The 22318-nt window shown below is 40.4% G+C and carries 26 protein-coding genes, 1 tRNA gene and 1 pseudogene; 21 read left to right on the top strand and 7 right to left on the bottom strand.

What is annotated here, in order from left to right:
* The first annotated feature begins 17 nt into the window (after positions 1-17).
* The 4 genes from PQ578_RS14130 to PQ578_RS14145 all read left to right on the top strand — a co-directional run bounded on the left by PQ578_RS14130 (position 18) and on the right by PQ578_RS14145 (position 5407).
* Positions 18-1397 (top strand): MFS transporter, encoded by a 1380-nt coding sequence (locus PQ578_RS14130; protein WP_273834898.1) that lies wholly within the window; start codon positions 18-20, stop codon positions 1395-1397.
* A 108-nt stretch (positions 1398-1505) separates the two neighbouring features.
* On the top strand, positions 1506-2420 hold the full coding sequence (locus PQ578_RS14135) for an ArsR/SmtB family transcription factor (RefSeq protein ID WP_273834899.1): 915 nt from the start codon (positions 1506-1508) through the stop codon (positions 2418-2420).
* Between the two features lie 547 nt (positions 2421-2967).
* Entirely contained in the window at positions 2968-4782 is a 1815-nt protein-coding gene (locus PQ578_RS14140) for a dihydroorotate dehydrogenase (protein ID WP_273834900.1), read from the top strand.
* A 220-nt stretch (positions 4783-5002) separates the two neighbouring features.
* Positions 5003-5407, top strand: a complete 405-nt coding sequence (locus PQ578_RS14145) for a VOC family protein (RefSeq protein ID WP_273834901.1) — start codon at positions 5003-5005, stop codon at positions 5405-5407.
* A gap of 240 nt (positions 5408-5647) precedes the next feature.
* On the opposite strand, the gene PQ578_RS14150 is transcribed toward PQ578_RS14145, so the two are convergent.
* The gene (locus PQ578_RS14150) at positions 5648-6139 is read right to left on the bottom strand and encodes a ferritin (protein ID WP_273834904.1); all 492 of its coding nucleotides are present in this window, start codon (positions 6137-6139) and stop codon (positions 5648-5650) included.
* A gap of 122 nt (positions 6140-6261) precedes the next feature.
* Positions 6262-6882: a transcriptional repressor LexA gene (gene lexA, locus PQ578_RS14155; RefSeq protein ID WP_159782425.1), complete on the bottom strand. Its 621-nt coding sequence runs from the start codon at positions 6880-6882 to the stop codon at positions 6262-6264.
* Positions 6883-7036: 154 nt separating this feature from the next.
* Here lexA and yneA point away from each other — a divergent pair, with 154 nt between their 5' ends.
* The 10 genes from yneA to PQ578_RS14205 all read left to right on the top strand — a co-directional run bounded on the left by yneA (position 7037) and on the right by PQ578_RS14205 (position 12542).
* Entirely contained in the window at positions 7037-7357 is a 321-nt protein-coding gene (gene yneA, locus PQ578_RS14160; protein WP_273834906.1) for a cell division suppressor protein YneA, read from the top strand.
* A 3-nt stretch (positions 7358-7360) separates the two neighbouring features.
* A complete protein-coding gene (locus PQ578_RS14165) occupies positions 7361-8011 on the top strand; it encodes a YneB family resolvase-like protein (protein ID WP_160919363.1) in 651 nt (216 codons plus the stop codon).
* A gap of 66 nt (positions 8012-8077) precedes the next feature.
* Positions 8078-8314 (top strand): DUF896 domain-containing protein, encoded by a 237-nt coding sequence (locus PQ578_RS14170; protein WP_224879896.1) that lies wholly within the window; start codon positions 8078-8080, stop codon positions 8312-8314.
* Positions 8315-8435: 121 nt separating this feature from the next.
* Positions 8436-8720, top strand: a complete 285-nt coding sequence (locus PQ578_RS14175) for a HesB/YadR/YfhF family protein (RefSeq protein WP_098443497.1) — start codon at positions 8436-8438, stop codon at positions 8718-8720.
* A 159-nt stretch (positions 8721-8879) separates the two neighbouring features.
* Positions 8880-9323 (top strand): sporulation inhibitor of replication protein SirA, encoded by a 444-nt coding sequence (gene sirA, locus PQ578_RS14180; protein WP_098443498.1) that lies wholly within the window; start codon positions 8880-8882, stop codon positions 9321-9323.
* A 92-nt stretch (positions 9324-9415) separates the two neighbouring features.
* On the top strand, positions 9416-9643 hold the full coding sequence (locus PQ578_RS14185) for a YneF family protein (protein ID WP_098443499.1): 228 nt from the start codon (positions 9416-9418) through the stop codon (positions 9641-9643).
* Positions 9644-9757: 114 nt separating this feature from the next.
* Positions 9758-10651 carry a M15 family metallopeptidase gene (locus tag PQ578_RS14190; protein ID WP_273834909.1) on the top strand — a complete coding sequence of 298 codons (894 nt, stop codon included), beginning with the start codon at positions 9758-9760 and terminating at the stop codon, positions 10649-10651.
* Between the two features lie 105 nt (positions 10652-10756).
* Entirely contained in the window at positions 10757-11467 is a 711-nt protein-coding gene (locus PQ578_RS14195) for a cytochrome c biogenesis protein CcdA (protein ID WP_273834910.1), read from the top strand.
* Positions 11468-11487: 20 nt separating this feature from the next.
* On the top strand, positions 11488-11943 hold the full coding sequence (locus tag PQ578_RS14200; protein ID WP_098443502.1) for a Na(+)/H(+) antiporter subunit B: 456 nt from the start codon (positions 11488-11490) through the stop codon (positions 11941-11943).
* A gap of 110 nt (positions 11944-12053) precedes the next feature.
* Complete coding sequence (locus PQ578_RS14205; RefSeq protein ID WP_273834911.1) at positions 12054-12542, top strand: CcdC family protein; 489 nt, start codon at positions 12054-12056, stop codon at positions 12540-12542.
* 33 nt (positions 12543-12575) lie between these two features.
* Here the strand turns inward: PQ578_RS14205 and PQ578_RS14210 are convergent, their stop codons facing one another.
* The gene (locus PQ578_RS14210) at positions 12576-13001 is read right to left on the bottom strand and encodes a DUF2621 domain-containing protein (RefSeq protein ID WP_159782434.1); all 426 of its coding nucleotides are present in this window, start codon (positions 12999-13001) and stop codon (positions 12576-12578) included.
* A 681-nt stretch (positions 13002-13682) separates the two neighbouring features.
* Positions 13683-13779 (bottom strand) — tRNA-Sec (locus tag PQ578_RS14215).
* A 495-nt stretch (positions 13780-14274) separates the two neighbouring features.
* Between PQ578_RS14215 and selB the strand changes: the two genes are divergently transcribed.
* Genes selB through phnC form a run of 4 tightly spaced genes read left to right on the top strand, consistent with a single transcriptional unit; the run spans position 14275 to position 18581 of the window.
* A complete protein-coding gene (gene selB / locus PQ578_RS14220) occupies positions 14275-16155 on the top strand; it encodes a selenocysteine-specific translation elongation factor (RefSeq protein WP_273834912.1) in 1881 nt (626 codons plus the stop codon).
* A gap of 24 nt (positions 16156-16179) precedes the next feature.
* Positions 16180-17082, top strand: a complete 903-nt coding sequence (gene phnD / locus PQ578_RS14225; RefSeq protein WP_273834913.1) for a phosphate/phosphite/phosphonate ABC transporter substrate-binding protein — start codon at positions 16180-16182, stop codon at positions 17080-17082.
* A gap of 55 nt (positions 17083-17137) precedes the next feature.
* A complete protein-coding gene (gene phnE, locus PQ578_RS14230; protein WP_273834914.1) occupies positions 17138-17836 on the top strand; it encodes a phosphonate ABC transporter, permease protein PhnE in 699 nt (232 codons plus the stop codon).
* Positions 17826-18581: a phosphonate ABC transporter ATP-binding protein gene (gene phnC / locus PQ578_RS14235; RefSeq protein ID WP_273834916.1), complete on the top strand. Its 756-nt coding sequence runs from the start codon at positions 17826-17828 to the stop codon at positions 18579-18581. The genes phnE and phnC overlap by 11 nt, the downstream gene beginning before the upstream one ends.
* A gap of 33 nt (positions 18582-18614) precedes the next feature.
* On the opposite strand, the gene selD is transcribed toward phnC, so the two are convergent.
* A complete protein-coding gene (gene selD, locus PQ578_RS14240; protein ID WP_273834918.1) occupies positions 18615-19664 on the bottom strand; it encodes a selenide, water dikinase SelD in 1050 nt (349 codons plus the stop codon).
* Positions 19665-19810: 146 nt separating this feature from the next.
* On the opposite strand from selD, the pseudogene PQ578_RS14245 reads away from it, so the two are divergent.
* A pseudogene (locus tag PQ578_RS14245) lies at positions 19811-20005 on the top strand (Rdx family protein); the annotation flags it as partial.
* Between the two features lie 47 nt (positions 20006-20052).
* On the top strand, positions 20053-21444 hold the full coding sequence (gene selA / locus PQ578_RS14250) for an L-seryl-tRNA(Sec) selenium transferase (RefSeq protein ID WP_273834919.1): 1392 nt from the start codon (positions 20053-20055) through the stop codon (positions 21442-21444).
* A gap of 34 nt (positions 21445-21478) precedes the next feature.
* Here the strand turns inward: selA and PQ578_RS14255 are convergent, their stop codons facing one another.
* A complete protein-coding gene (locus PQ578_RS14255; RefSeq protein WP_098443510.1) occupies positions 21479-21616 on the bottom strand; it encodes a small acid-soluble spore protein P in 138 nt (45 codons plus the stop codon).
* Positions 21617-21731: 115 nt separating this feature from the next.
* Here PQ578_RS14255 and PQ578_RS14260 point away from each other — a divergent pair, with 115 nt between their 5' ends.
* Positions 21732-21989, top strand: coding sequence for a hypothetical protein (locus PQ578_RS14260; protein ID WP_273834920.1), 258 nt, complete (start codon positions 21732-21734; stop codon positions 21987-21989).
* Positions 21990-22030: 41 nt separating this feature from the next.
* Here the strand turns inward: PQ578_RS14260 and sspO are convergent, their stop codons facing one another.
* Positions 22031-22180 carry a small acid-soluble spore protein SspO gene (gene sspO, locus PQ578_RS14265; RefSeq protein ID WP_098443512.1) on the bottom strand — a complete coding sequence of 50 codons (150 nt, stop codon included), beginning with the start codon at positions 22178-22180 and terminating at the stop codon, positions 22031-22033.
* Positions 22181-22318: the final 138 nt, after the last annotated feature.

Consider the following 22318-nt stretch of genomic DNA (forward strand, 5'->3'; position numbering starts at 1 on the left):
CAGGGGGGAATTAAACGATGGAAACAGCGAGAAAGTATGCTTCACCTAATATCGAAACAAAAGAGGATATTCGCCCGAAAGAATTTGCTTCTTATTTCGGGTATGGGTTTGGGCAGTGTATAAGTTTTGGGTTAGTCGGTTCTTACATTCTCTTTTTCTATACGGATATTCTTGGAATATCCGCGGCTGCCGCAAGTATTATTTTCCTGATTGCTAGAACGTGGGATGCGATAAATGATCCGATGATGGCTTCGGTCATGGACACGCTCCATTCAAAACACGGAAAGTTTCGACCTTATTTAAAGTACATGCCGTTTTTCGTTGCGATCATCACGATTGTCTGTTTTCTCCCATTAGATGGACTAAGTCCTACAGCCAAATTAATTTATGCCGGTGGAACATATATTCTTTGGGGGATGATCTATACAGTATCTGATGTGCCGTACTGGTCGCTTTCCTCTGTGATGAGTCAGGATGCACAGCAGCGAACGAAATTAATTACGTTTGCGAATATGGGCGTTTTCGCAGGTATCGCTTTATCTCCAGTTTTATTCGTTCCCCTTGCTGAGTGGCTGGGTGGAGACGATATTGGACAGGGATATTTCCTCGCAACGGTGGTGCTCATGGTTTTTGCGCTACCGATCATGCTGAATGGGTTTAAAAATACGAAGGAACGTGTCAAAGCTCCTAAGACAAAAGTAAAGCTCTCTGATGCAGCACGTGCCATTAAAGCAAATAAACCAATGTTCGCCGTATTAGTCGTTTTCTTTTGCAACGTTTTTATGAATATTACTCAAGCCTTAAACGTCTTCTTTTTCACGTATAATCTTGGAAGCGCTTCACTGATGTCCATTTTCGGTATTATTAGCTTAGCGAGCTGTGTCGGGTTTTTCATTATCCCAACGCTAGCAAAGCGATTCAAGAAAAAGCATATGCTCATGACGATTGTTGCCCTGGATATTGTCATCCGTGTCATTTGGTTTACTGTTGGTTACTCCAGTGTATTTGTTTCCTTTGTATTTATCGCGATCACCATGCTACTTTACACGGCAACGGGGCCATTAATTTCCTCGATGCTAGCGGAAACAATCGAATATACCGAATTGAAAACTGGGAAACGAAATGAAGCAATCATCTTCTCTGGACAAACATTTACAGGGAAACTATCTGTAGCGATTGCTGGTGGTGCGACTGGGCTGATCTTAACATGGATTAACTATCGTCCCAATGAGGCTCAAACTGATTTTACACTTGATATGATGTTTTTCGTTATCGCTCTATTACCTGCACTAGGTTCACTTATAAGATTAATTGTGATGTATTTCTACTCTTATACAGAAGACGAGTACAATGTAATTGTTGAAAAACTGCACGAAAGAAAATTGAGAGAGCAATAGAATAAGTTCCATAACATTAGTAGCTTCCTTAATAGGGGGCTACTACTGTTATTTCGATAGTTTGTTATAATTGGTCCTAGGAATAAAAGAGATGGAGGTCTAAGTCATTTGAAAAAGTTACAGCTATCTTTTGATAACATGGTGCCAATTAATAAAGCTCTTGCGAATCAAACAAGAGTCCAAATTCTTAAGTTGCTAAGTGACAAACCATATAATGTGAACGATTTAGCAGAAAAGCTTGGATTGCCTTTTTCGACAACAGCTTCACATGTTAGTAAATTAGAAGAAGTTGATCTCATTACCACCGAGCTAGTACCGGGAAGAGGAACTCAAAAAGTGAGTGCGATGAATTATGATCGCATTGTCGTTAATTTATATACTTCTGATGAAAAAAAGGAAGAGCAACAAGTCACCTACGAAATGCCAATAGGAGATTATCTCGACTGCCATGTGGTACCGAATTGTGGAATTGTAGATGAGAAGGGTTTTATTGGAATGCAGGATGATCCTCGTTCCTTTTATGAACCTGACCGAAAGCAGGCACAGCTCCTGTATTTTAAAGATGGGTTTGTCGAGTATCGTTTTCCAAACCGTATTCCTTATGGCTTTAGAGCAAGTGAGTTAGAAATAAGTGCTGAAATTTGTTCAGAAGCACCCAATCACAAACTAGATTGGCCATCTGATATAACGGCATGGGTGAATCATGAAGAAGTTGGAACGTGGACCTCACCAGGTGATTTTGGCGGGGAGAGAGGTCAGTTAACACCTGAATGGTGGCGAACCAACCTAACACAGTATGGGTTGTTAAAGCATTGGAAACTGAATAAGAGTGGTTGTTATGTAGATGGAGAGAAAATATCTGATCGTACGATTGAAGATTTTCAGTTGTCTAACTACCCTTACATTGCCTTTCGTTTAGGGATAAAAGAAGATGCTGTCAATAGCGGTGGAATGAATTTGTTTGGTCCTAAGTTTGGGAATCATGAACAGGGAATTGTGGTTCATATCAAATATGAATCGTGAATAAATGATAATGCTACGGTTGAAGGTGCAAGATAGTTGGAATTTTTTAATCTAACGCATCAAACAATGATCCCTCTTACAAAGTGGACTACTCGATTCAGACATTTTTTCTTAGAAAGTGAAATTCCTAGTTCCTTAAAATAAACATTAAAACCAGTGCCGCTAACTAGTTAAAGAACGATGCATTAGAAAGGCGTGATTTCTTAGACTCTTTTAAGAAAAGGTAATTGGTTATTGGCAGTCGTAGCAATAGGAATGGCTTTCTCTCATTTTTTTATTTTTCCTAACGCGATTTCTAGTCAAGTCTTTATATCATCTTTGTTTGTTATGTTTCTGTTATTTGGAATAGAAAAAATAAGAGAAGAAAAACTAAATAAAAATATAGCCAATACATACATTGTTACAGCGGTCATTCTTTTCATAGTGTTAATGACTGATTTATTATAAATAAAGATAAACTAATGAAAAAGACAGCGCCTCAGAATACACCTTATTTCGCAACTTAGTAAACTATAATTAAATTATGTAAACCGGAAAGGGGGATTATATGCCCGACTGGTCCTATCATGTGATATTTAAACCTTTTCTATCAAAATGTAGTCCCGAATTTTCACGAGAGTTTATTCATCAGTCAATGAATCGTATTGCTTCACTTCCAGGTGGACAGCATCTCATTCACTTTTTAGGAAGAGAAGAGGTTTCCGATCAGCTTATGGTTAAGATCGAGAACACTACTTTTCCAGGCTGTGTGGGGCTATCTAGCAAAATTGATCCTAGACTTTCTGGTTTAAAGGGATTTAGTCATTTAGGGTTTGGCTGTATTGAAATTGGACCGATTACGAAAGAGCCATCTGATGAACACACGAAACCAACAAGGCTTCAGAATGGAAGTATTGCTCTTTCTGAACAGGAAGAAAGAGCAGGTCTTGCAAAGACGCTTCAACGGTTAGATCATTCCAAGTTGGTTCAGCCCGCTATGTTCCAGTTAAGTGGTACAAACGATGAGCTAATTGAGATCGCTAGAGCTTTAAAACCTTATAATGGTGTTTATGAAATTGACTTTAATGAAATCGATTTTACGAATATGGATGTGCTGAGGTCTATTCGAGAATGGAAAAGCATATATGTTCGCGTGCCAAATAATCAAATTGAAAAGGCTGACTTGCATTCTATTTTTCCATACATAACGGGTGTCGTGATTGATGAAGTGCAAGGTTTGGATACGTTGGCAAACCTTGCGATACATAAGGAAGCGATTGGCTATTGTCAAAATGAATATCCTTCATTAAAACTTGTGACCGTGGGTGGAGTGAAAGAGCCAGAGGATGCTGTACAGCTATTAAATCATGGTGCTGATTTGTTGTTCCTATCGGGTGAATATGTCGAAGTTGGGCCAGGCTTGCCTAAGAGAATTTATGAAGCGATCAACGATGAGAGCGCATTTCAAGAAGAACGTAGTGGGTGGAAAGACTACTTCTTGTTTGGATTATTCATCATGATTGGTGGCTTGATTGCTTTAGTGTTAAGTCTGACTTCAATTGTTTTACCTTATGATGAAAGCTTCATGCAGCTAACTCGTGAGGAGCTTTTGCTCTTTAATGAACGACTCTTATGGTTTATGGCACATGACCGAATGACATTAGCTGGAACGATGATTTCTGGTGGCGTTGTTTATATGACGTTGTCTTATTACGGAGTTAAAAACGGTTTGTTGTGGACGAAGCAGGCGATTGATATTGCGGCAATTATCGGTTTTCTAGGTATCTTGCTTTTCATTGGCTATGGCTACTTCGATTGGTTACACTTACTATTTTGGATTGTGCTATTACCATTTTACTTGAGAGGATACGTGAAAACCAAAGGCATAAAGAGGACCCCGAAATCATGCAACCGACGGAATGACCTGGCATGGCGTAAAGGCATTATGGGGCAATTTTGTTTTGTTATGCTTGGTTTTTCATTTGTTCTTGGTGGAGTGATTATTGCTGGAATCGGTGTGACGGGGGTTTTTGTGCCAACGGATTTACAATACATCTGCATGCCAGCGGATCTGATTCAGTCATTCAATGATCGGTTGACCTCTGTCATCGCCCACGACCGTGCTGGGTTTGGAGGAGCGATGATCAGCGTTGGATTGTTAGTGCTAATGTCTGCTCTCTGGGGCTTCCAATCGGGGAATGCCTGGCTATGGTGGATGTTGCTTATAGGAGGTTTGCCTGCGTTTGGAGCAGGAATTTATGTACACATCATGATTGGCTACACGACTTTTATTCACTTGCTACCGGCCTACATCGCTCTTGCGCTATTTTTTGGAGGGTTGTACTTTTCAAAAAGTTATTTGATGGGGAAGTATTCATATTGAAGATTGTTTAACGGGTGCCTATTTTAATTAGAAGCTGAAGTTCACTTTAAGGTGCTTCGGCTTTTTTTAATGAATTATTTTCTTCTTTCATCCTAAAGTCGTAGAGAAATTCATTCATTTTACTAGCGCTATGACGCTGATGAAAGCTTAAAATATAAGTATGTCACAATTAGATTTTCGGAAGTATCGTGCTTATATATAGTAATTGGAGGGAACGACGATGAAGTTTCAAGATTTTAACGCAGTGCAAGTTCGAATAGCTAGGCCGACCGATCAATTTGATAAGATTATTCAGTTTTACGAACATGGATTAGGCTTGCAGCGAGTGGCTGAATTCACTGGACATGCAGGATATACGGGCGTGGTATATGGTTTACCTCACCTATGCTATCAAATAGAGTTCACGTCACATGAAGAAGGTAGCCCTTGCCCTGCTCCTACTGCTGATAACTTGATCATTTTCTATATTCCAAATGGAGAAGAGCTGAAAAGCGTAGCAGAAAGGCTTCACCAAATGGGGCACATGGAAGTAGAACCAGAAAATGTGTATTGGCAAGAGAAAGGGATAACGATTGAAGATCCTGATGGCTGGAGAGTTGTACTAATGAATACAGAAGGGATTTAAACTTAATAGATACGTAACTTTTATACTTGTAGTTGGAATTGGGTGTGGAATAATATGTTAAAATCAACGGTGAGGATAAAAAGGATCTTATTCGCATAGTGAGCTTACCCTCAATTATTATGAGCTTATTATCGAAAACCACCAATTTATTCAGAATTACAAATAACATAACAAAAATAAACAGACCTCACCTTCTAACCCATGAAGGTTGAGGTCTGTTGTAGGTTTTAGGTAGAAATCTTATCCTGGCTGCCTCTGACCAAGTTCTTGATCGATCAGTAAGAGTGCGGACGTGTTATCTCCTGCTAATTTCAGCCTTTCGACAATCGTAAGTGCCTGTGCTTCTTCGTCAATCTGTTCACGTAGGAAATCCTGAACGATGACGGCCGTTTGCGGATCAATTTTTTTGATGTAGTTATAAGCCTGACGGTAAGAATTCGTAACATACTGTTCGTGTTCTAAAACTTGCTGGAAGGTTTCGAGCGGCGTTCCAAAGTCCGTCGATTGTTCTGGGAGAGCACCTAATTCAACAACGCCATCTTTACCAGCTAAGTAATTAATCAGAGTAAGAAGATGCGTTCGTTCTTCATCAGATTGAATTCTTAACCAACTGGCCATTCCAGTATAATTCTTTCGATCCAAGTAAGCAGACATCGCTAAATATAGCGTGGTTGAAATGTGTTCAATTTGAATCAGCGTGTTTAAAAGTTCTTGAACTTCTTTTTGTACCATTACAATCACCTCATCATCTTCTTATCATCACAACTTATGAAGATGTGGATTGTCTCGTTACGATAAAAGAGTGACCTTCAAGTAGTAATCGATAATAAAAAAAAGAAGCGCAATTTGCGCTTCTAGTGGATCGAGCGGAAAACACCAACCACTTTACCAAGAATCGAAACAGAATCAAGAATGATTGGTTCCATCGATGAGTTTTCTGGCTGAAGTCGGAAGTAGTTGCTTTCTTTAAAGAAACGTTTTACCGTTGCTTCGCCATCGTCCGTCATCGCAACAACGATGTCTCCGTTATTTGCAGTTGGTTGCTGCTTCACGATAACCATATCACCGTTATAAATACCAGCTTCAATCATACTATCCCCTTCGATGACAAGAATGAATGTATGCTCTTCATCCTGAGCGAACTGCTCTGGAAGAGGGAAGTACTCTTCAACATTTTCAATCGCTGTGATCGGTTGACCAGCTGTTACTTTACCAATGACAGGAACATTAACCGTGTGCTGACGTGGGATGTCGATCGCTTCATCAAGGCCCAACACTTCAATGGCTCTTGGTTTGGTTGGGTCTCTTCTGATATAACCTTTTTTCTCGAGTCTTGCCAGGTGGCCATGGACAGTTGAGCTTGAAGCAAGTCCAACGGCTTCGCCGATTTCTCTAACAGACGGTGGATAACCTTTTTGTTTTACTTCGACTTTAATAAAGTCCAGAATGTCCTGCTGACGCTTTGATAGTTTCATATTTCTGGCACCTCGTTCCAATCTATCTATTTGTTACTAGTATACCAGAATTTTTGTTCGCATACAAACATAAGTTCGAAGTTACTAGTTGACACGAACAGGGGTTCTGATTATACTAAAAACAGAACAAATATTCGTATATGGGGTGATTGGGATGAGAAAGCAAGCTGGGGGCTTGTCTGGAATTGATTTTCTTGTCATTATATCTTTTGTAGCTGTGTTAATTATTGTGTTCGTATCTTTGCGAACAGCTGCAGCTGAGGAGTATGATCGGTATACAACGATTCAACTGGAGCACGGTGATACGGTATTAAAAATTGCTGATGAATATCGTTCCGCACATGAATTGTCTGATCAGAAATTTGTTAGCTGGGTTGAAGACGCTAATCGCATAGATGCTAATCGAATTACAGCAGGAGATACTCTCATCATCCCTGTTGAAGCGAACGCTACCGCACTTGGGGGTACAGATTAAAGAATGAACGCCGTTATTTATTGCCGAGTAAGCACAAAAAAAGAAGCGCAGGAGTCGTCTCTTGCAAGGCAAAAAGAAGAATTGCAACGATTTGCATCACAGTCAGGTTTTACCGTTCACCGAATGATTGAAGAAAAACACAGCGGGTATGACATTGATCGAGATGGCATACTCGAAGTACTGGATTTGTTAAAAGAAGGGCAAGTCGAAGCATTGCTCATTCAAGACGAAACAAGACTTGGACGAGGGAACGCTAAAATTGCTCTTCTTCATGCCGTTCACAAATACGGCGGAACCATTTATACGGTAAATCAAAATGGAGAACTTCAATTATCGGAAGCTGATTCAATGGTGCTTGAAATTGTAAGTATTGTCGAAGAATTTCAGCGAAAGCTTCACAACTTGAAAATCAAACGCGGTATGGATAAGGCGGTTAAAGAAGGCTATCGACCGCAGCGAAATTTAAGTCATCAAAATCACGGTGGAAGAGACCGTGTTGAAGTTCCGATCGAGGAAATTGTTAATCTTCGTAATCGCGGCTTAACGTTCCATGAGATTGCAGCAACGCTTAAAGGTTTTGGTCACCATGCATCAAAAGCCACGGTACATAGACGCTATAAGGAATATGTTGACGAACAGAGTGAGAAGCACTAAACTTGTCTATGGTAAAAAGATGCGTTAGCATAGAACGTACAAGTTGCAGTAAAGGAGCTTTTTTACATGCTTTCTCAAGATAAAATTCAACGAATTAACGAGCTATCTCGTAAATCAAAAGAGTCATCTTTAACAGATGCTGAGAAAAAAGAACAAAAAGATCTTCGTCAGGAATACCTGGCAAGCCTTCGTTCTTCTTTTAGTAACCAGCTTCACTCCATCAAAGTTGTGGATGAAGAAGGCACAGACGTAACGCCTCAAAAATTAAAAGAAAGCAAGAAAAATCGCGGCTTTCTTCAGTAAAAAATAGCCTAATTTTGCTAAATGCAAAATTAGGCTATTTTTATGGTTGCAATTTTTCAAATATTCGTTATACTGTACTATAACAAGATGTACTAATACAAAAACGGAGAGGGCGGATAAGATGTTTGTTGTAACTGATTCTGCAGCTGAGTTTTACAAAAATGAAATGGAACTTGGTCATGGTGATTGTCTAAGATTGTTTGTACGTTATGCAGGAAGTGGGGACAGCGGTGGTTTTTCCCTTGGAGTCATGTCTGACCGGCCTTCATATGATGATTATAAGCAAGAAATTGGAGGAGTTACTTACTTTGTTCGACCGGATGATCAGTGGTTTGTTGATCGAATGAAACTAGATTATGATGAAAGCAACGGTGGCGTTCTTTGTGACCTGCCGAGTATGGCATAGCAGTCAAGGACCTGTACTATAACATATATGTTATAGTACAGGTCCTTTTTAAATTCGACAAAACTAGTGATGTGATGCTCCAAGTATAGACAATCCTTTTAGAGAAGGTGCAGTATACTATTTTTTATATGATTTGTTCTCTGATAAGGGGGAAGTGGTATGAGGCATTATGAAATGTATTTTGTTAAACAACACATCGCCGCTCAATATGCTGGCAAAGAACATCTTTTGTATCACCTTTTCCTTGAAAGAAAGCGAGCGATCCAGGTGGATGAGAAAGACCTTCTCGATAAGCAGGTTTCCTTTATTACTGAGCCCATTGCAGAAGAGGAGCTAAACACTTATCTTGTCAGCGAACTAGGGGCGTTCCGGACGTACGAATACAAAAACGAAGGGCACCGGTTAAGTATAAATCAATCAAAAAGCGATGCTTCTTTGTTTGTGAGAAAAGAGAAAGTTAATGTCTATGCGACTGGTGGTACTGAAGTTGAAACAGTCTTTTTTGAGGTGATTCGAAAATTAACTCCTTCTTTCTTCGCGATTGACTTCCAATCAGGTCGATATGGATGGCTTAACCCGATTAAACAGCAGAAACTAGTTTGAACAAACTCCTACTATTTTAGTAGACGTTATTGTATAATCATTACGGGTTGTAGTACACTATTGGAAGAGAAAGAATAAGGAGGAAATCTAGAATGTGGTGGATGTACACGCTTGTGGGCGTGCTAGCGTTGATTGCTGGAGTAGCACTTGGCTTTTTTATTGCCCGCAAATATATGATGGACTATTTAAAGAAGAATCCCCCTATTAATGAAAACATGCTTCGTGTAATGATGATGCAAATGGGGCAGAAACCTTCTCAGAAGAAGATTAATCAGATGATGAAGGCTATGAATAGTCAAATGACGAACAACGATAAATAGCGTAATGGCACTCTGTTAGCAGAGTGCTTTTTGTATGGAGTAATTTTGGTTGACGGGTCTAATTGGTGTGATGGTATGATAGATTAGACTATAAAAAAATCAGGAAGTGTTTACATGACAATGAAAAAGTTAGTAGTAGCAACTGGACTTTCGTTTGCGCTTTTAGCCGGATGTCAGGCTGGAGATGAAGAGCAAACGTCTAACGAGCCGCAGAATCAAGTGGAGAACGATGGACAAACGAATAACGATTCCACAAATAATTCTGGGAAATCCGACGAAAATCAAACGAAAGATCATCAAGAAAACGATAGCCAGAAAGACAATGAAGAGAGCAATAAAGAGCAGGATCAAAAAGATGACGGTAAAGAGGGTGCAGCAGCCTATCCAACGATGGCTGAAACAGTCGAGAAAAATGGTGAAAATCTAACGGTCACGAATCCAGACAGCATTTATGTCGTGGCTAATAAAGAACGTAATCTACCTTCTGACTTTGTTCCGAAAAATCTTGTGGAACCAGACGTCTCTACATATGCCCCTGAAGGTGATCCGAAGCGCTTGATGGTAGAAGAAGCTGCCAGAGCCCTTGAAAAAATGTTTAAAGCTGCAAAAGAAGATGGCTATGAGTTAAAAGCTGTTTCAGGTTATCGCTCCTATGAGCGCCAGGAAGCTATTTTTGCTTATAATGCTGAGCAACGTGGAGAAGAAGTAGCGAACCAGGTAAGTGCGCAGGCGGGACAGAGTGAACATCAGACGGGCTTAACGATGGATATTAGCACACCTTCCCTTGGAAGCTCTCTTACTGAAGAGTTTGGTAACACACCAGAAGGTAAGTGGGTAGCGGAGCATGCGCATGAATATGGCTTCGTTGTTCGTTACTTAAAAGGGAAAGAGGATATTACCGGATATCAATATGAGCCATGGCATGTTCGCTATGTCGGAAAAGAAGCGGCTGCTGATGTTCACGAGGCTGGCGTTACGCTTGAAGAATTTTTCTCTGAAGAAAAATAGTTATGGAATGTTCATAGTTTGAATAAGATAAATCGTTTACAATAAAGGTTGAAAAGGTAACCACATGCACATGATAAGATCATGCATTAGACAGGGAGTAATTCAATGGCAGATTTGAACTTGTTTTTAGCGTTCGGTGCCGGCTTTTTATCATTTATCTCACCGTGTGTACTACCGCTTTACCCGGCGTTCATTTCTTACATCACAGGGGTTTCCGTAGATGATCTGAAAGAAGAACGTGGTATGATGCAAAAGAGAGCTATATTCCATACGATTTTCTTCCTAATTGGGTTTTCGATTATTTTCCTAGTGTTAGGAATGTCAACGTCCCTTGTTGGAAATTTGTTTATTCAGTACAAAGAGCTTCTGCGTCAAGTGGGTGCCATTTTAATTGTGGTGTTTGGACTTGTTGTTGTTGGTTTTTGGACTCCGAACTTTTTAATGAAAGACCGTCGTTTAAAAATCCGTAACCGTCCATCTGGTTTTATTGGTTCTATTTTAATCGGAATGGGGTTTGCGGCAGGCTGGACGCCTTGTACAGGCCCGATTTTGGCAGCTGTTATTGCTCTCGGTGTTTCTAATCCTGGAGCTGGACTCATGTACATGGTAGCGTATACGCTTGGCTTTTCCGTGCCATTTTTCATTTTGTCCTTTTTTATCGGCAAAATGCAATGGATTAAGAGAAATAGCCGATTCATTATGAAGACTGGCGGGTATTTAATGATTGTCATGGGCGTTTTGCTTTACTTTAACTTTATGACGATGTTTACATCATTCCTTGTAAATAACCTGTTTGGTGGCTTTCAAGGATTCTAATTAAGAAAGGATGCGTTGGTTTGAAAGGAACAAATGACCTTATACTTAAAACGACGACAACCATTATCGTCTTTATTATTCTAGGATTTTCGATTTACTTATTTTTCGCAGGTCATAATGCACCGGGCGGGGGCTTTATTGGAGGTCTTATGACTGCAGGAGCATTGGTTCTTCTGTATATCTCATATGGTTTTAAAACCATGAAGAGAGTAATACGGATTGACTTTAAAAACTTTATTCCGATCGGTTTATTGATCGCTGTTCTTACGGGAGTAGGTTCGTTCATTTTTGGTCAACCCTTCCTAAGTCAAACGGATGCTTATTTTGAGTTACCGATTCTCGGACATTCTCACCTTGCGACCGCAATGCTATTTGATCTTGGCGTTTATTTCACTGTTGTTGGAGTAACAATGACGATTATTTTAAGTATTGCAGCTGATGAAGGAGAAGAGGAGCTTTCCAAATTAAATGGGTAGGGAAGAAAGAACGGTGGAATGCCGTTCTTTTTTTCGTGAGCTTGTATTTTTAGTCTCTTCCACATACAATGGAAATGATGGGTAGTACGGTATAGGTGAGGGATGAGTATATGCTGATTTTAAGTACAGTTGTAGGAGCGATGATGGCTCTTGCGATGGTAGTGATCAGGTTGAAAGCTTCAAAAAAACCTGCAACGATAAGGAAAATTATACTTCCGCCGTTTTTTATGGCGACCGGCTTTTTTATGTTTGTCGTTCCAGATGCAAGGGTTCCGTGGTACGAAGCAATTGAAGCGCTATCAGTTGGCGCAGCGTTTTCGCTATTGTTAATTCGTACGTCGAAGTTTGAAATTAAAGATAATCAGATCTATTTAACTCGTTCAAAGGCATTTGCGTTTATCCTGATTGGATTACTATTAGTTCGGATTATTTTCAAACTAATCATTGGAGAGTCTATACCTGTTCTTCAGACGAGCTCGCTTTTCTTTGTGTTGGCATTTGGAATGATTGTACCGTGGCGAATCTCGATGTATTATCAGTTTAAGAAAACAGAGCGAAGTAGAACGCATAGAACAACACTTCATCAAACATTACTATAAAAAACTCGTTTAGCTTAAGCTAAACGAGTTTTTTTATTGAAGCAAATGATGATAAGGGGTCATATCGATTCGCTTTTCATTCAGTTTTTTTACGAGCCACTTGTGATCTCGTTTCGGAGTCGCGATAATATACCCCCGAATGATTAGATCTTGAGACATGTTTTTTGCTTTTTCTCTTAGCGCAAGCTCACCTATTGTTCCTGCAATTTTATACTTCGCAATATCTCGAAACAATTCAGGTACGGGCGAGACCAATTCATCTAAAAGTTTCTTTTGATCGCTGCTCCACATATGCTTCGTCTGTTCAATATAGTGTTCTTGCCAGTCGAGAATAGACTTGCCATCTTCTTTAGGAAGGCGTTTTAAAAACTTCCGGAACATAAAGAATCCACCGATTGCTATCAATGAAATTAAGATTACTGTCCATCCGACGATAAACCACTGGAACCATCCTGCCAACGCACTCACCTCATGGCATCATAATATAATTGGTTGAATACGGTCACATTATACGCCGAAAGCGCTTTTTAATCAAGAGGTAGCGGGTTAGTTTGAGTCAAGAAATTGGAGTTTCATCATCCTGAAACTAGATGGGAAATTCACTAGCCAATCTGGATGAGGGTGGATTGGTAAATTCAAGTAGATCAACGCTCTTAAATGTGTAATTAAGATATTTTGCATTTCAATTGCGACTTTCAAGCATACATAAAAATATTGTCTTTGCTAAGAAGAGGGGAGGGGAGTGACAGCAACACAGGTAGCATCAACAATATTAGCAGGTTCTATTGGAAGAGTAGCGGGATCAATCGATAGCCTTATTGTGTTATAAAAAATGTTGTGCAGTCGATGTAGTTTTGATGGTGGAAGAAATGCTTGATAAGATTCCTGTCATGTAAAAATACATCCGGTATATCAAGACAAATATACAATTTTTACGATATGTAAACTGATTAAAAATAATAATGTAAGAGAGAGAATAGTGAGGAGAAGCTGTAAACGTTATAAGTAGGATAGATCGTAAGTAATCTTGTCATAAATAATATGTTTCAGCCAGAAATGGCTAGAATAAATTTAGGGGGGTTAGTTATTTTTGCAGACAGATTTATGGAGCGGCGATCATCTTGCGAATGATTGAATAATTGGCGGGACTGTGTGGGAATCGAACCCACCGAAGACGGCACGCGCCTCCCAGGCGGTTTTGAAGACCGTGGCACTCACCAGACGTACAACCAGCCCCATAATATAATGTACTTTTAATATAATAACTGAATGAATAGAAATATTCAAACCAAGTGCTCAAATTGATTATTTCAGAAAAATAAATAGTAAACTTTTAAGTAAAGTTTTACTTTGAAGAAATTGCATAGTTCCTAATAGCAGAAAGTTGTCGAATAAAGTCTGATTGCAATATTAGTAGTTCGTTCTTTTGTGAAAATCGACAAAAATCGTTTTGTTTTATGAAATTCGAGTTTTCGACAAATTAACCAATAGAACAGTTTTCTGTACCGTACTGATACAGTTTACGGAGTGATACAGGTCATAAATGAAGCTATAACAGTTGTGGCTGTGGATAGCTGTGAATAACTTTTCCTTCATACAGGATTGAATAAATATACAGGAGTGCATAAAGGGGAATGTCACTTTTTTCTTAAACACAATGGTTTAAATTTGCATCCTGTACCTACATTTATTACTGTTAATAGAAGATGACAGGTGATAGGCAGGTGTAAGCATGAACTATTATACGATTGGTCTAGCGGGGCACATTGACCATGGAAAAACGACATTAACAGGCGCATTAACAGGCGTTGACACAGATCGGTTGAAAGAAGAGAAGGAACGCAACATTTCCATTGAACCAGGATTCGCTCCGTTTCAACTATCTGATGATATGAAAGTGTCCATCATTGATGTTCCGGGTCATGAACGATTTATCCGCCAAATGATTGCTGGGGTTGCTGGGATTGATCTAGTTGTTCCAGTTGTCGCGGCTGATGAAGGAGTGATGCCACAAACGCGAGAACATCTTGAGATTCTATCGCTTCTAGGTATACAGCGGTCAATTATTGCAATCACAAAAGCGGATATGGTGGAGGAAGACCTGCTTTCACTCGTGCAGGAAGATATTCTTGAATACATAAAAGGAACCGGGTTTGAGGGATCAAAGATTCATATCGTTGATGGCAAAAGTGGAAGAGGCGTTGCTGAGCTTAAGGATAGCCTTCACTCTTTTCTTATCAACACACCTTCAAGAAATAAAGCTGGAGCACTGAGATTACCAATTGATCAAGTGTTTACTTTACAAGGCCACGGCACGATTGCACGAGGAACGATTTTTGATGGAGAGCTAAAAGAAGGAGAACTTGTTACACTACTTCCTGATCGCTTAGAAGCGCGAGTAAGACAAATACAAACGCACAGCACAAAAGTGGAGCAAGCTTTTGCGGGCGAACGAGTTGCGGTAAACCTGACAGGACCAGATCGACAACAGATGGTTCGGGGACAAGTCATTGTTAATTCAAATCACTATCCTGTTACGTCGACCATTGATCTTTCATTTACGAAAGCTCTTACGATGTCTCATGACTTGAAACAACGAGCTGAAGTAACGGTACACATTGGAACTGCGGAGGTAAGAGGAACGATCGTCTTTTTCGATCGCAATACGCTTGAGGCAGGGAATCGAGAAGAACTCTTCTGCCAGATTCGACTCCATGAACCTATTACCGCTAAAAAAGGGGATCGCGTTATCGTGAGACGTCCTTCACCGGTTGAAACAATTGGTGGCGGCAGTATTCTTAATGTGGCAGGAGAGAAATATAAATTTGGCGCGGAAACAATCGCGAAATTTGAACAAATGATGAAAGGGACACCAGCTGAACAGCTAGAGCAAATTCTTGAATCGGAGCAACTGTTATCAAAAGAACAAGTTATGCAGCAAATTGGATTAAATGAGGAAGCGTTCCGCCAGCTTGAGGATGACGATCACCTTGTCTTTATCGACGGTGGTGTGACTTCACAAAATGTTTTTACACGAGTTGTAGAAGCGATTCATAAAAATTTGCAAGCGGCACATGAACGATATCCTATGCGAAAAGGTTCACAGAAAGCGGAAGTGGTGCAGGAGTTAAAGAAAACTTATCCTAAAAAAGTAATAGATGCCGTCTTGAGCAATCAGCTTCAGGAAGAACTGCAGCAAAAAGGGCCATATCTTTCCATGCGCACCTTTCAACCATCGCTGCCTGCCGCATGGAAAACACGTATGACAAATGTGTTAAAGCAATTAGAGGAGCAAGGAGTTAACGTCTCACCAGTCGATCGTTTAATTGATGAGGAGCAAATTCCAGATCCATATAAGACGGAATTTAAGAACTATATGTTGGAAGAAGAGATTGCGCTTAAATTAACAGACGAGCTTTATGTGCATGTTGAAAATTGGAAGCAAACCATTGCATCTTTAAAAGTGGAAACCGGGCAATCCTTTACGTTACAGGAGGCGAAAGATGTTCTTAATGTAAGTCGAAAGTATCTAGTGCCGATCCTAGAGAAGCTTGATAACGAAGGATATACCGTAAGAAAAGATCAGGAGAGAGTTTGGAGAGTAGAGAAATAGATTAAAGCTTAGGAGTGGAGAAATATGAAAAAAGCAATTCTTTTTATAGTGGTGCTTATGCTCGGTATTCTTGCGGCATGTAGCTCGAATGAGAACGAAAATACTTCAAAAGATACTAGTGAAAAAGAAGAAGGGGCCTTTACGATTGGTGTAATCCCAGTTCAAACGGAAGGTGAAATTGAAGAAGCGATGACGAAGCTTCAAGGTGAGCTTTCAGAAAAACTTGATCGTGATGTTGAAATTACAACGTTTCCTGACTATAACGGGGTTGTGGAAGCGATGAACTATGATCAAATTGATATGGCTTATTTTGGTCCGCTTACGTATGTCATTGCGCACGAGAAAAGTGGTGCAAAAGCTATTGTGACTCAGTTGATTGACGGTGAGCCTTTCTACCATTCTTACATCATTACGAATACAGAAAATGAGTGGGAGACGCTTGAAGAATACCTTGAAAGTAGTGAGGAAAGAAGCTTTGCATTTGGCGATCCTAATTCAACATCAGGTTCATTAATTCCTTCAATAGAGCTCCAAGATCGCGATGTCTTTGAAGATCAGGATACAAATGATTTTGCTTCTGTAGCCTATACTGGCTCGCACGATGCAACAGCTTTATCTGTTCAAAATAAACAGGTTGACGCAGGCGCAATTGATAGTGCGATTTATAATCAGTTGCTCGAATCAGGGAAAATTGATGGAGACAAACTTAAAGTGATCTGGGAATCTGAAAAGCTTTTCCAATATCCATGGGCTGTTTCTAAAGGAACGGATGAAGAGACGATTGATCAGCTTCAGAATGCGTTTCTAGCTATTGAAGATGAAACGATTTTAAATGCATTTGGGGCATCAGGATTTACGAAAGCAAGTAATGAAGATTATGAGAGCATAAGAAGCGCTGCTGATAAGCAAGGGTTGTTAACGAAGTAGAATGGCTTGGTTTAAATGGAGGCACCTTATTCTGTTTTTTATGGTAGTTGGATTAATGGTATGGAGCATAGGTGTTACGGAGTTTGATGTAAGGAAGTTTAGTCAATTTAACAATATGATCGATTTCCTGTCGAATTGGTTTCCGTTGAATATATCGGTGCTTCCAACCATGTTAAAAGCAAGTCTCGTTACACTAGGAATGGCGTTTCTTGGGAGTTTTGTAGGTTTACTCCTTGCGTTACCCATTAGTTTACTTGCTGCTAAAAATACGGCAGGCCCATTTTATGGGTCTGCGCGTGTTGGGTTAAGTTTCGTTCGGTCGATTCCAGAAATCGTATTAGGGTTAATGTTTCTTACGATTGTTGGACCTGGACCATTTGCGGCAACCATCGCGATCATTGTTCATAATGCGAGTGTTCTCTCTAAATTAATTGCAGAATTAATTGAAGCGGCTGATAAAGGCCCTCAGGAGGCCATGAAGGCAGTTGGGGCAAGACCGCTAACAGGCGCGTTATTTTCAGTCTTTCCTCAAATTTGGCCGAACGTCCTGTCGCATTATTTTTATCGATTTGAAGTGGCGATTCGAACTTCGTTAATACTCGGTTTAGTTGGCGGGGGAGGAATTGGACAGCAGCTGTTTGTTCATTTCAAAACATTCCAATACTCGACCGTTGCGGTTGATGTGATGCTGATTATGATCATTGTCATTGTCGTTGATTTTCTCGGAAGTAGGGTGAGGCAATATGTCATGTAACGAAGCGTTGTTAACGGTTGAGAATGCATCCGTGCGCTATCAAAATGCTCAATCTTATGCGTTAGATCATGTTTCTCTCACCTTTCAAAGAGGCGAATTTGTTTGTATATTAGGAAAAACGGGCGCAGGTAAGTCAACGTTCATTCGGACGTTAAATGGCCTGCAATCTTTAACGGAAGGCGACATTGTTTATAATGGTCGTTCTTTCCAAACGCTTGATCGAGAAGGGTTAAGAATACAAAGGCGAAGTATGGGGATGATTTTTCAGCATCATCAGTTGATTCCTCGTTTAACGGTTTTGCAAAACGTCTACACGGGTTTATTCGGTTCTCGATCAACCATTCGCAACCTTGCTGGCTTATTTAATGAAAGTGAAAAAAAACTTGCGAGAGACGTTATCGAACAAGTTGAACTATTGCCTCATTTAAATAAGCGGGTCGATTTATTGAGTGGAGGGCAAAGGCAACGTGTTGGTATTGCCCGCGCACTTGCTCAATCGCCTGATATTTTTCTTGGAGATGAGCCTGTCGCAAGTCTTGATCCAGGTACAGCAAATCGCATTTTTCAACTCATTCACCGTTTGCATGAGGAGCGGAACTTATTAACGATTATTAACGTTCATGATGTCAAACTAGCGAAAAGATATGCGTCTAGAATTGTGGCTTTAAAAGAAGGTCGCGTTGTATTTGATGACAGACCGGCAGCGCTTACTGATGAGTTAGAAGATATGTTATATGAACTATAAAAAGGAAGTTGGGGAATACCCAACTTCCTTTTTTTATTTGCTTGCGGTGATTGCAAATGCATCTTTGTCATTAACGTGACCGACAATGTAAGCTGATTTCCCTTTAGCATTCATTCGTGACACATATTCATTCGCTTCATGCTCAGGCAAGCTAATTAATAGGCCACCAGAAGTTACCGCATCACATAAAATGAATTGCTCAAGTTCTGTTAGGTTTTCGTATCTGACAGATTCAGCAATCCAGCGGTGATTTGCTTTTGATCCACCAGGGATATAGCCTTGCTCCGCTAGCTCAACAGTGCCAGGTAAGATAGGCACATTGTTATAGTCGATCTGAATGCTAACGTTGCTTCCGGTTGCCATTTCAAAAGCATGTCCGAGTAAACCGAAGCCGGTGACATCTGTTACAGCATTAGGTGATAGACCTGATAGTTCTTCAGCTGCGGTTTTATTTAACTCAGCCATCGTTTCTGATACGCGCTGAAGCTGTTCAGCGGTTAACTTTTCAGGTTTAATGGCAGTTGTTTGTATGCCAACGCCAATAGGTTTTGTTAACACGATCGCGTCTCCCGGCTTAGCGCCAACGTTCATAAGGATTTCATCTGGGTGAACGAGACCTGTCACAGATAAACCAAACTTTGGCTCCTGATCATCAATAGAGTGTCCACCGGCAGTAACAGCCCCTGCTTCATCAACTTTATCAGCAGCGCCTTTCAAAATTTCTGCAAGGATGGAAGGGTCTAAAGATTTGATCGGAAAACCGACAATATTAAGAACGGTTTTCGGAACTCCACCCATTGCATAGACATCGCTTAATGAATTGGCCGCTGCAATTTGACCAAACATATATGGGTCATCAACGATAGGTGTAAAGAAGTCTACCGTTTGAATCATGGCGAGTTCATCAGTTAGGCGGTACACGCCTGCGTCATCGGAGGTTTCCACACCGACAAGTAAATTAGGATCTTTTTTCTTATTAGGTAATTGACGCAAAACTTGCGTCAGGTCCTCAGGACCGATTTTGCATCCTCAACCACCTTTTGTCGATAGGGATGTTAAACGGATGTTTTCTGGATTTGACATATGACCACCTCCTAACATGAGTATAAATCTTTTCTTCGTATTTTTGAAATGATATAGTATGTACAACTTGAAATTCATTAGAGGAGGTAACCTAAATGAAGTATCATGTAACGATCGAATTCTGCATGCAGTGAAACTACGCTCCAAAAGCCGCGAGTTTCGCGGAAGCATTATTTAACCATTTCAGACAGGAAATTAGTTCGCTAGAAATGATACCGGGTTCTGGTGGTGTGTTTGAAGTGACGGTAAATGATCAGCAGATGCATTCAAAAAAAGAATCAGGTCAATACCCGGAAGTAGAATCATTTATTAAGAAAATGGAAAGCAGAACGTTCGAGTAAGGCACCCCGTTCAGGGTGCCTTTCGTTTCGATATAGGAGTTGAGAGTTTGAATTTACTTAGAGAATTACCCCCGATTCATCAAATTCAAGAAGCGATGCTGAAAGAGAACATAGGGAGCGACCTACCTCAGAAGCTTCTCAAACAAATGGTCCAACAGGAAGTGGACGAGCTGCGTGGCGCTTTACTAAATGAAACGTATACCGGACTTGCTCAAGATCGCCATGGTTTTCAAGTTGAAATTATAGCAAGCGTGCAAGAAAAATTAACGCGAAATGCTTTTAATTTAGTGCCGGTTATTAATGCAACCGGTGTCGTCCTACATACGAATCTTGGAAGAGCGAGATTGAGCAATGCAGCAATAGATCATATGATTGAAGTAGCCAAAAGTTACTCCACCCTCGAATATAACCTCACAGAAGGACGGCGAGGCTCTCGACACACCATTGTTGAAGAAGCAGTTTGCAAAGCCACAGGGGCAGAAGCAGCTATGATTGTTAATAACAATGCTGCAGCTGTTTTCATGATTTTGAGTGCCCTTGCAAAAGAAAAGGAAGTTGTTGTATCGCGAGGCGAACTCGTTGAAATTGGCGGATCATTTCGGGTTTCTTCAATAATGGAAGAGAGTGGGGCACGCTTGAAGGAAGTAGGCACCACGAATAAAACGCATCCTGCTGACTATGAACAAGCTGTGAATGATGAAACGGCGATGATAATGAAAGTGCATCGTAGTAATTTTGCCATTGTTGGTTTTACGGCAGAAGTAGAGCGCGAGCAATTAGCGTCCATTGCAAATGAACAACAGATTATTTTTTATGAGGATTTAGGAAGTGGCGCATTATATGATTATCGTAAAGATGGTATTGGAGAAGAGCCTACTGTTCAGGAAACAATTGCTGCTGGTGCAGACTTAGTATCCTTTAGTGGTGATAAGCTCCTTGGTGGCCCGCAGGCAGGTATTATCGCTGGTAAGAAAAAACTTGTCGATCGGTTGAAGAAACATCAGCTGGCACGTGTATTACGCGTAGATAAGTTTACCCTTGCTGCTCTTGAGGCAACCTTACTCGAGCATTTGTATGAAGAAGCAAACAATATCCCTGCGATCAGAGATATTACGGTATCGCCAGAAGAAGTGCGAAAGCGTGCACTTCAGTTCAAAGAAGGACTTGAAACGAAGTGTTCGCATTATCAAATTGATGTGGAAGTGGGGGTTTCCCAAGTTGGTGGTGGGACCATGCCTGCGGTTGAATTGCCAACATCTGTTGTTGCCATTAGATCAGGCCGTTTCAGTGTGAATGAGCTCGAAGAAAAGCTTCGAATGCGTCATCGGCCAATTATTACCCGTATTAAGGATGAAAGAATTCTCATTGACCTTAGAACTGTAACGACCGAAGAAGAAGAAGTGCTTTTAAGCGAATTGATAAACATATGTAACGAATAAAAGGCGGCCGTTTGGCCGCCTTTGTCTTTGAGTTTTAGAACCCTTCACCATTTTTTTGTCGCGTATGGTTTCTGTTTTTAACTTTATGAGAACCTTTCATGGGTTCAGGCTGACCAGTGTGGCCTTTAGGAGCGTTTTTACGAATATCTTTAAACGTATTACTTTCAGTCATAATAATCCCTCCTTACTCCTTAGTATGGACAGGTTGATGACTCTTATTCTGATCGAATAGGACGTCGTTACATGGTTACACTATGGTGAAAGCAATAGAAAAGGAGGTTAAATGAATGCCATTTAATAAAGATAAGCAACAATCCTTTCAGGCCGCTCAACAGGGATATGAACAGGCAGTTGATGCTAAAAAAGAAATCGTTGTAAGTAGCAGTGGGTATGGAAAAGATTTAAAACACCTTCAGCAAGAGGTTGGTGAGGCGAAACAGCAGATCGAAAGCGCGTTAGTAAACGCATCTGAACATCAGCGCACGCAGTTGCTACAGTTCCAAGAGGATCTGCAGTCCATTGAAGCAGAAATGAACAACGAGTGACACTAAAAAAACCCGTCATCCAATTGTGACGGGTTTTGCTTCTATTGGCGTTTTTTTGTCTTTTTATTATATTGTTTCTGTTCTGCTGTCATATGCTCGTGCGCATACTCATTATCATAGCCAGCACCGTTTCCCTGTGCGCCAGCATCATTCATACCTGGGCGAACACCATTTGCTTTACGTTTTCCCAATGTTATCACCTCCCTCGTTTTAACATGTCCTGAACAGGGGAAATTATGTGGTGATAAGCTAGGCTTATCAATAGCAATAACAATCTTGTTATTTACTTATGTTTAGAAATTTACTAAACTGGATAAAGGGAAGTTGAA

The sequence above is a fragment of the Guptibacillus sedimenti genome (assembly GCF_028610665.1).
Lineage (GTDB): Bacteria > Bacillota > Bacilli > Bacillales > Guptibacillaceae > Guptibacillus > Guptibacillus sedimenti.

Excerpts from the sequence above, each read along its gene's own strand:
- PQ578_RS14130 (WP_273834898.1), top strand. The coding sequence starts at position 18 with ATGGAAACAGCGAGAAAGTATGCTTCACCTAATATCGAAACAAAAGAG.
- PQ578_RS14140 (WP_273834900.1), top strand. The coding sequence starts at position 2,968 with ATGCCCGACTGGTCCTATCATGTGATATTTAAACCTTTTCTATCAAAA.
- PQ578_RS14145 (WP_273834901.1), top strand. The coding sequence starts at position 5,003 with ATGAAGTTTCAAGATTTTAACGCAGTGCAAGTTCGAATAGCTAGGCCG.
- PQ578_RS14150 (WP_273834904.1), bottom strand. The coding sequence starts at position 6,139 with ATGGTACAAAAAGAAGTTCAAGAACTTTTAAACACGCTGATTCAAATT.
- lexA (WP_159782425.1), bottom strand. The coding sequence starts at position 6,882 with ATGAAACTATCAAAGCGTCAGCAGGACATTCTGGACTTTATTAAAGTC.
- yneA (WP_273834906.1), top strand. The coding sequence starts at position 7,037 with ATGAGAAAGCAAGCTGGGGGCTTGTCTGGAATTGATTTTCTTGTCATT.
- PQ578_RS14165 (WP_160919363.1), top strand. The coding sequence starts at position 7,361 with ATGAACGCCGTTATTTATTGCCGAGTAAGCACAAAAAAAGAAGCGCAG.
- PQ578_RS14170 (WP_224879896.1), top strand. The coding sequence starts at position 8,078 with ATGCTTTCTCAAGATAAAATTCAACGAATTAACGAGCTATCTCGTAAA.
- PQ578_RS14175 (WP_098443497.1), top strand. The coding sequence starts at position 8,436 with ATGTTTGTTGTAACTGATTCTGCAGCTGAGTTTTACAAAAATGAAATG.
- sirA (WP_098443498.1), top strand. The coding sequence starts at position 8,880 with ATGAGGCATTATGAAATGTATTTTGTTAAACAACACATCGCCGCTCAA.
- PQ578_RS14185 (WP_098443499.1), top strand. The coding sequence starts at position 9,416 with ATGTGGTGGATGTACACGCTTGTGGGCGTGCTAGCGTTGATTGCTGGA.
- PQ578_RS14190 (WP_273834909.1), top strand. The coding sequence starts at position 9,758 with ATGACAATGAAAAAGTTAGTAGTAGCAACTGGACTTTCGTTTGCGCTT.
- PQ578_RS14195 (WP_273834910.1), top strand. The coding sequence starts at position 10,757 with ATGGCAGATTTGAACTTGTTTTTAGCGTTCGGTGCCGGCTTTTTATCA.
- PQ578_RS14205 (WP_273834911.1), top strand. The coding sequence starts at position 12,054 with ATGCTGATTTTAAGTACAGTTGTAGGAGCGATGATGGCTCTTGCGATG.
- selB (WP_273834912.1), top strand. The coding sequence starts at position 14,275 with ATGAACTATTATACGATTGGTCTAGCGGGGCACATTGACCATGGAAAA.
- phnD (WP_273834913.1), top strand. The coding sequence starts at position 16,180 with ATGAAAAAAGCAATTCTTTTTATAGTGGTGCTTATGCTCGGTATTCTT.
- phnE (WP_273834914.1), top strand. The coding sequence starts at position 17,138 with ATGGTATGGAGCATAGGTGTTACGGAGTTTGATGTAAGGAAGTTTAGT.
- phnC (WP_273834916.1), top strand. The coding sequence starts at position 17,826 with ATGTCATGTAACGAAGCGTTGTTAACGGTTGAGAATGCATCCGTGCGC.
- PQ578_RS14255 (WP_098443510.1), bottom strand. The coding sequence starts at position 21,616 with ATGACTGAAAGTAATACGTTTAAAGATATTCGTAAAAACGCTCCTAAA.
- PQ578_RS14260 (WP_273834920.1), top strand. The coding sequence starts at position 21,732 with ATGCCATTTAATAAAGATAAGCAACAATCCTTTCAGGCCGCTCAACAG.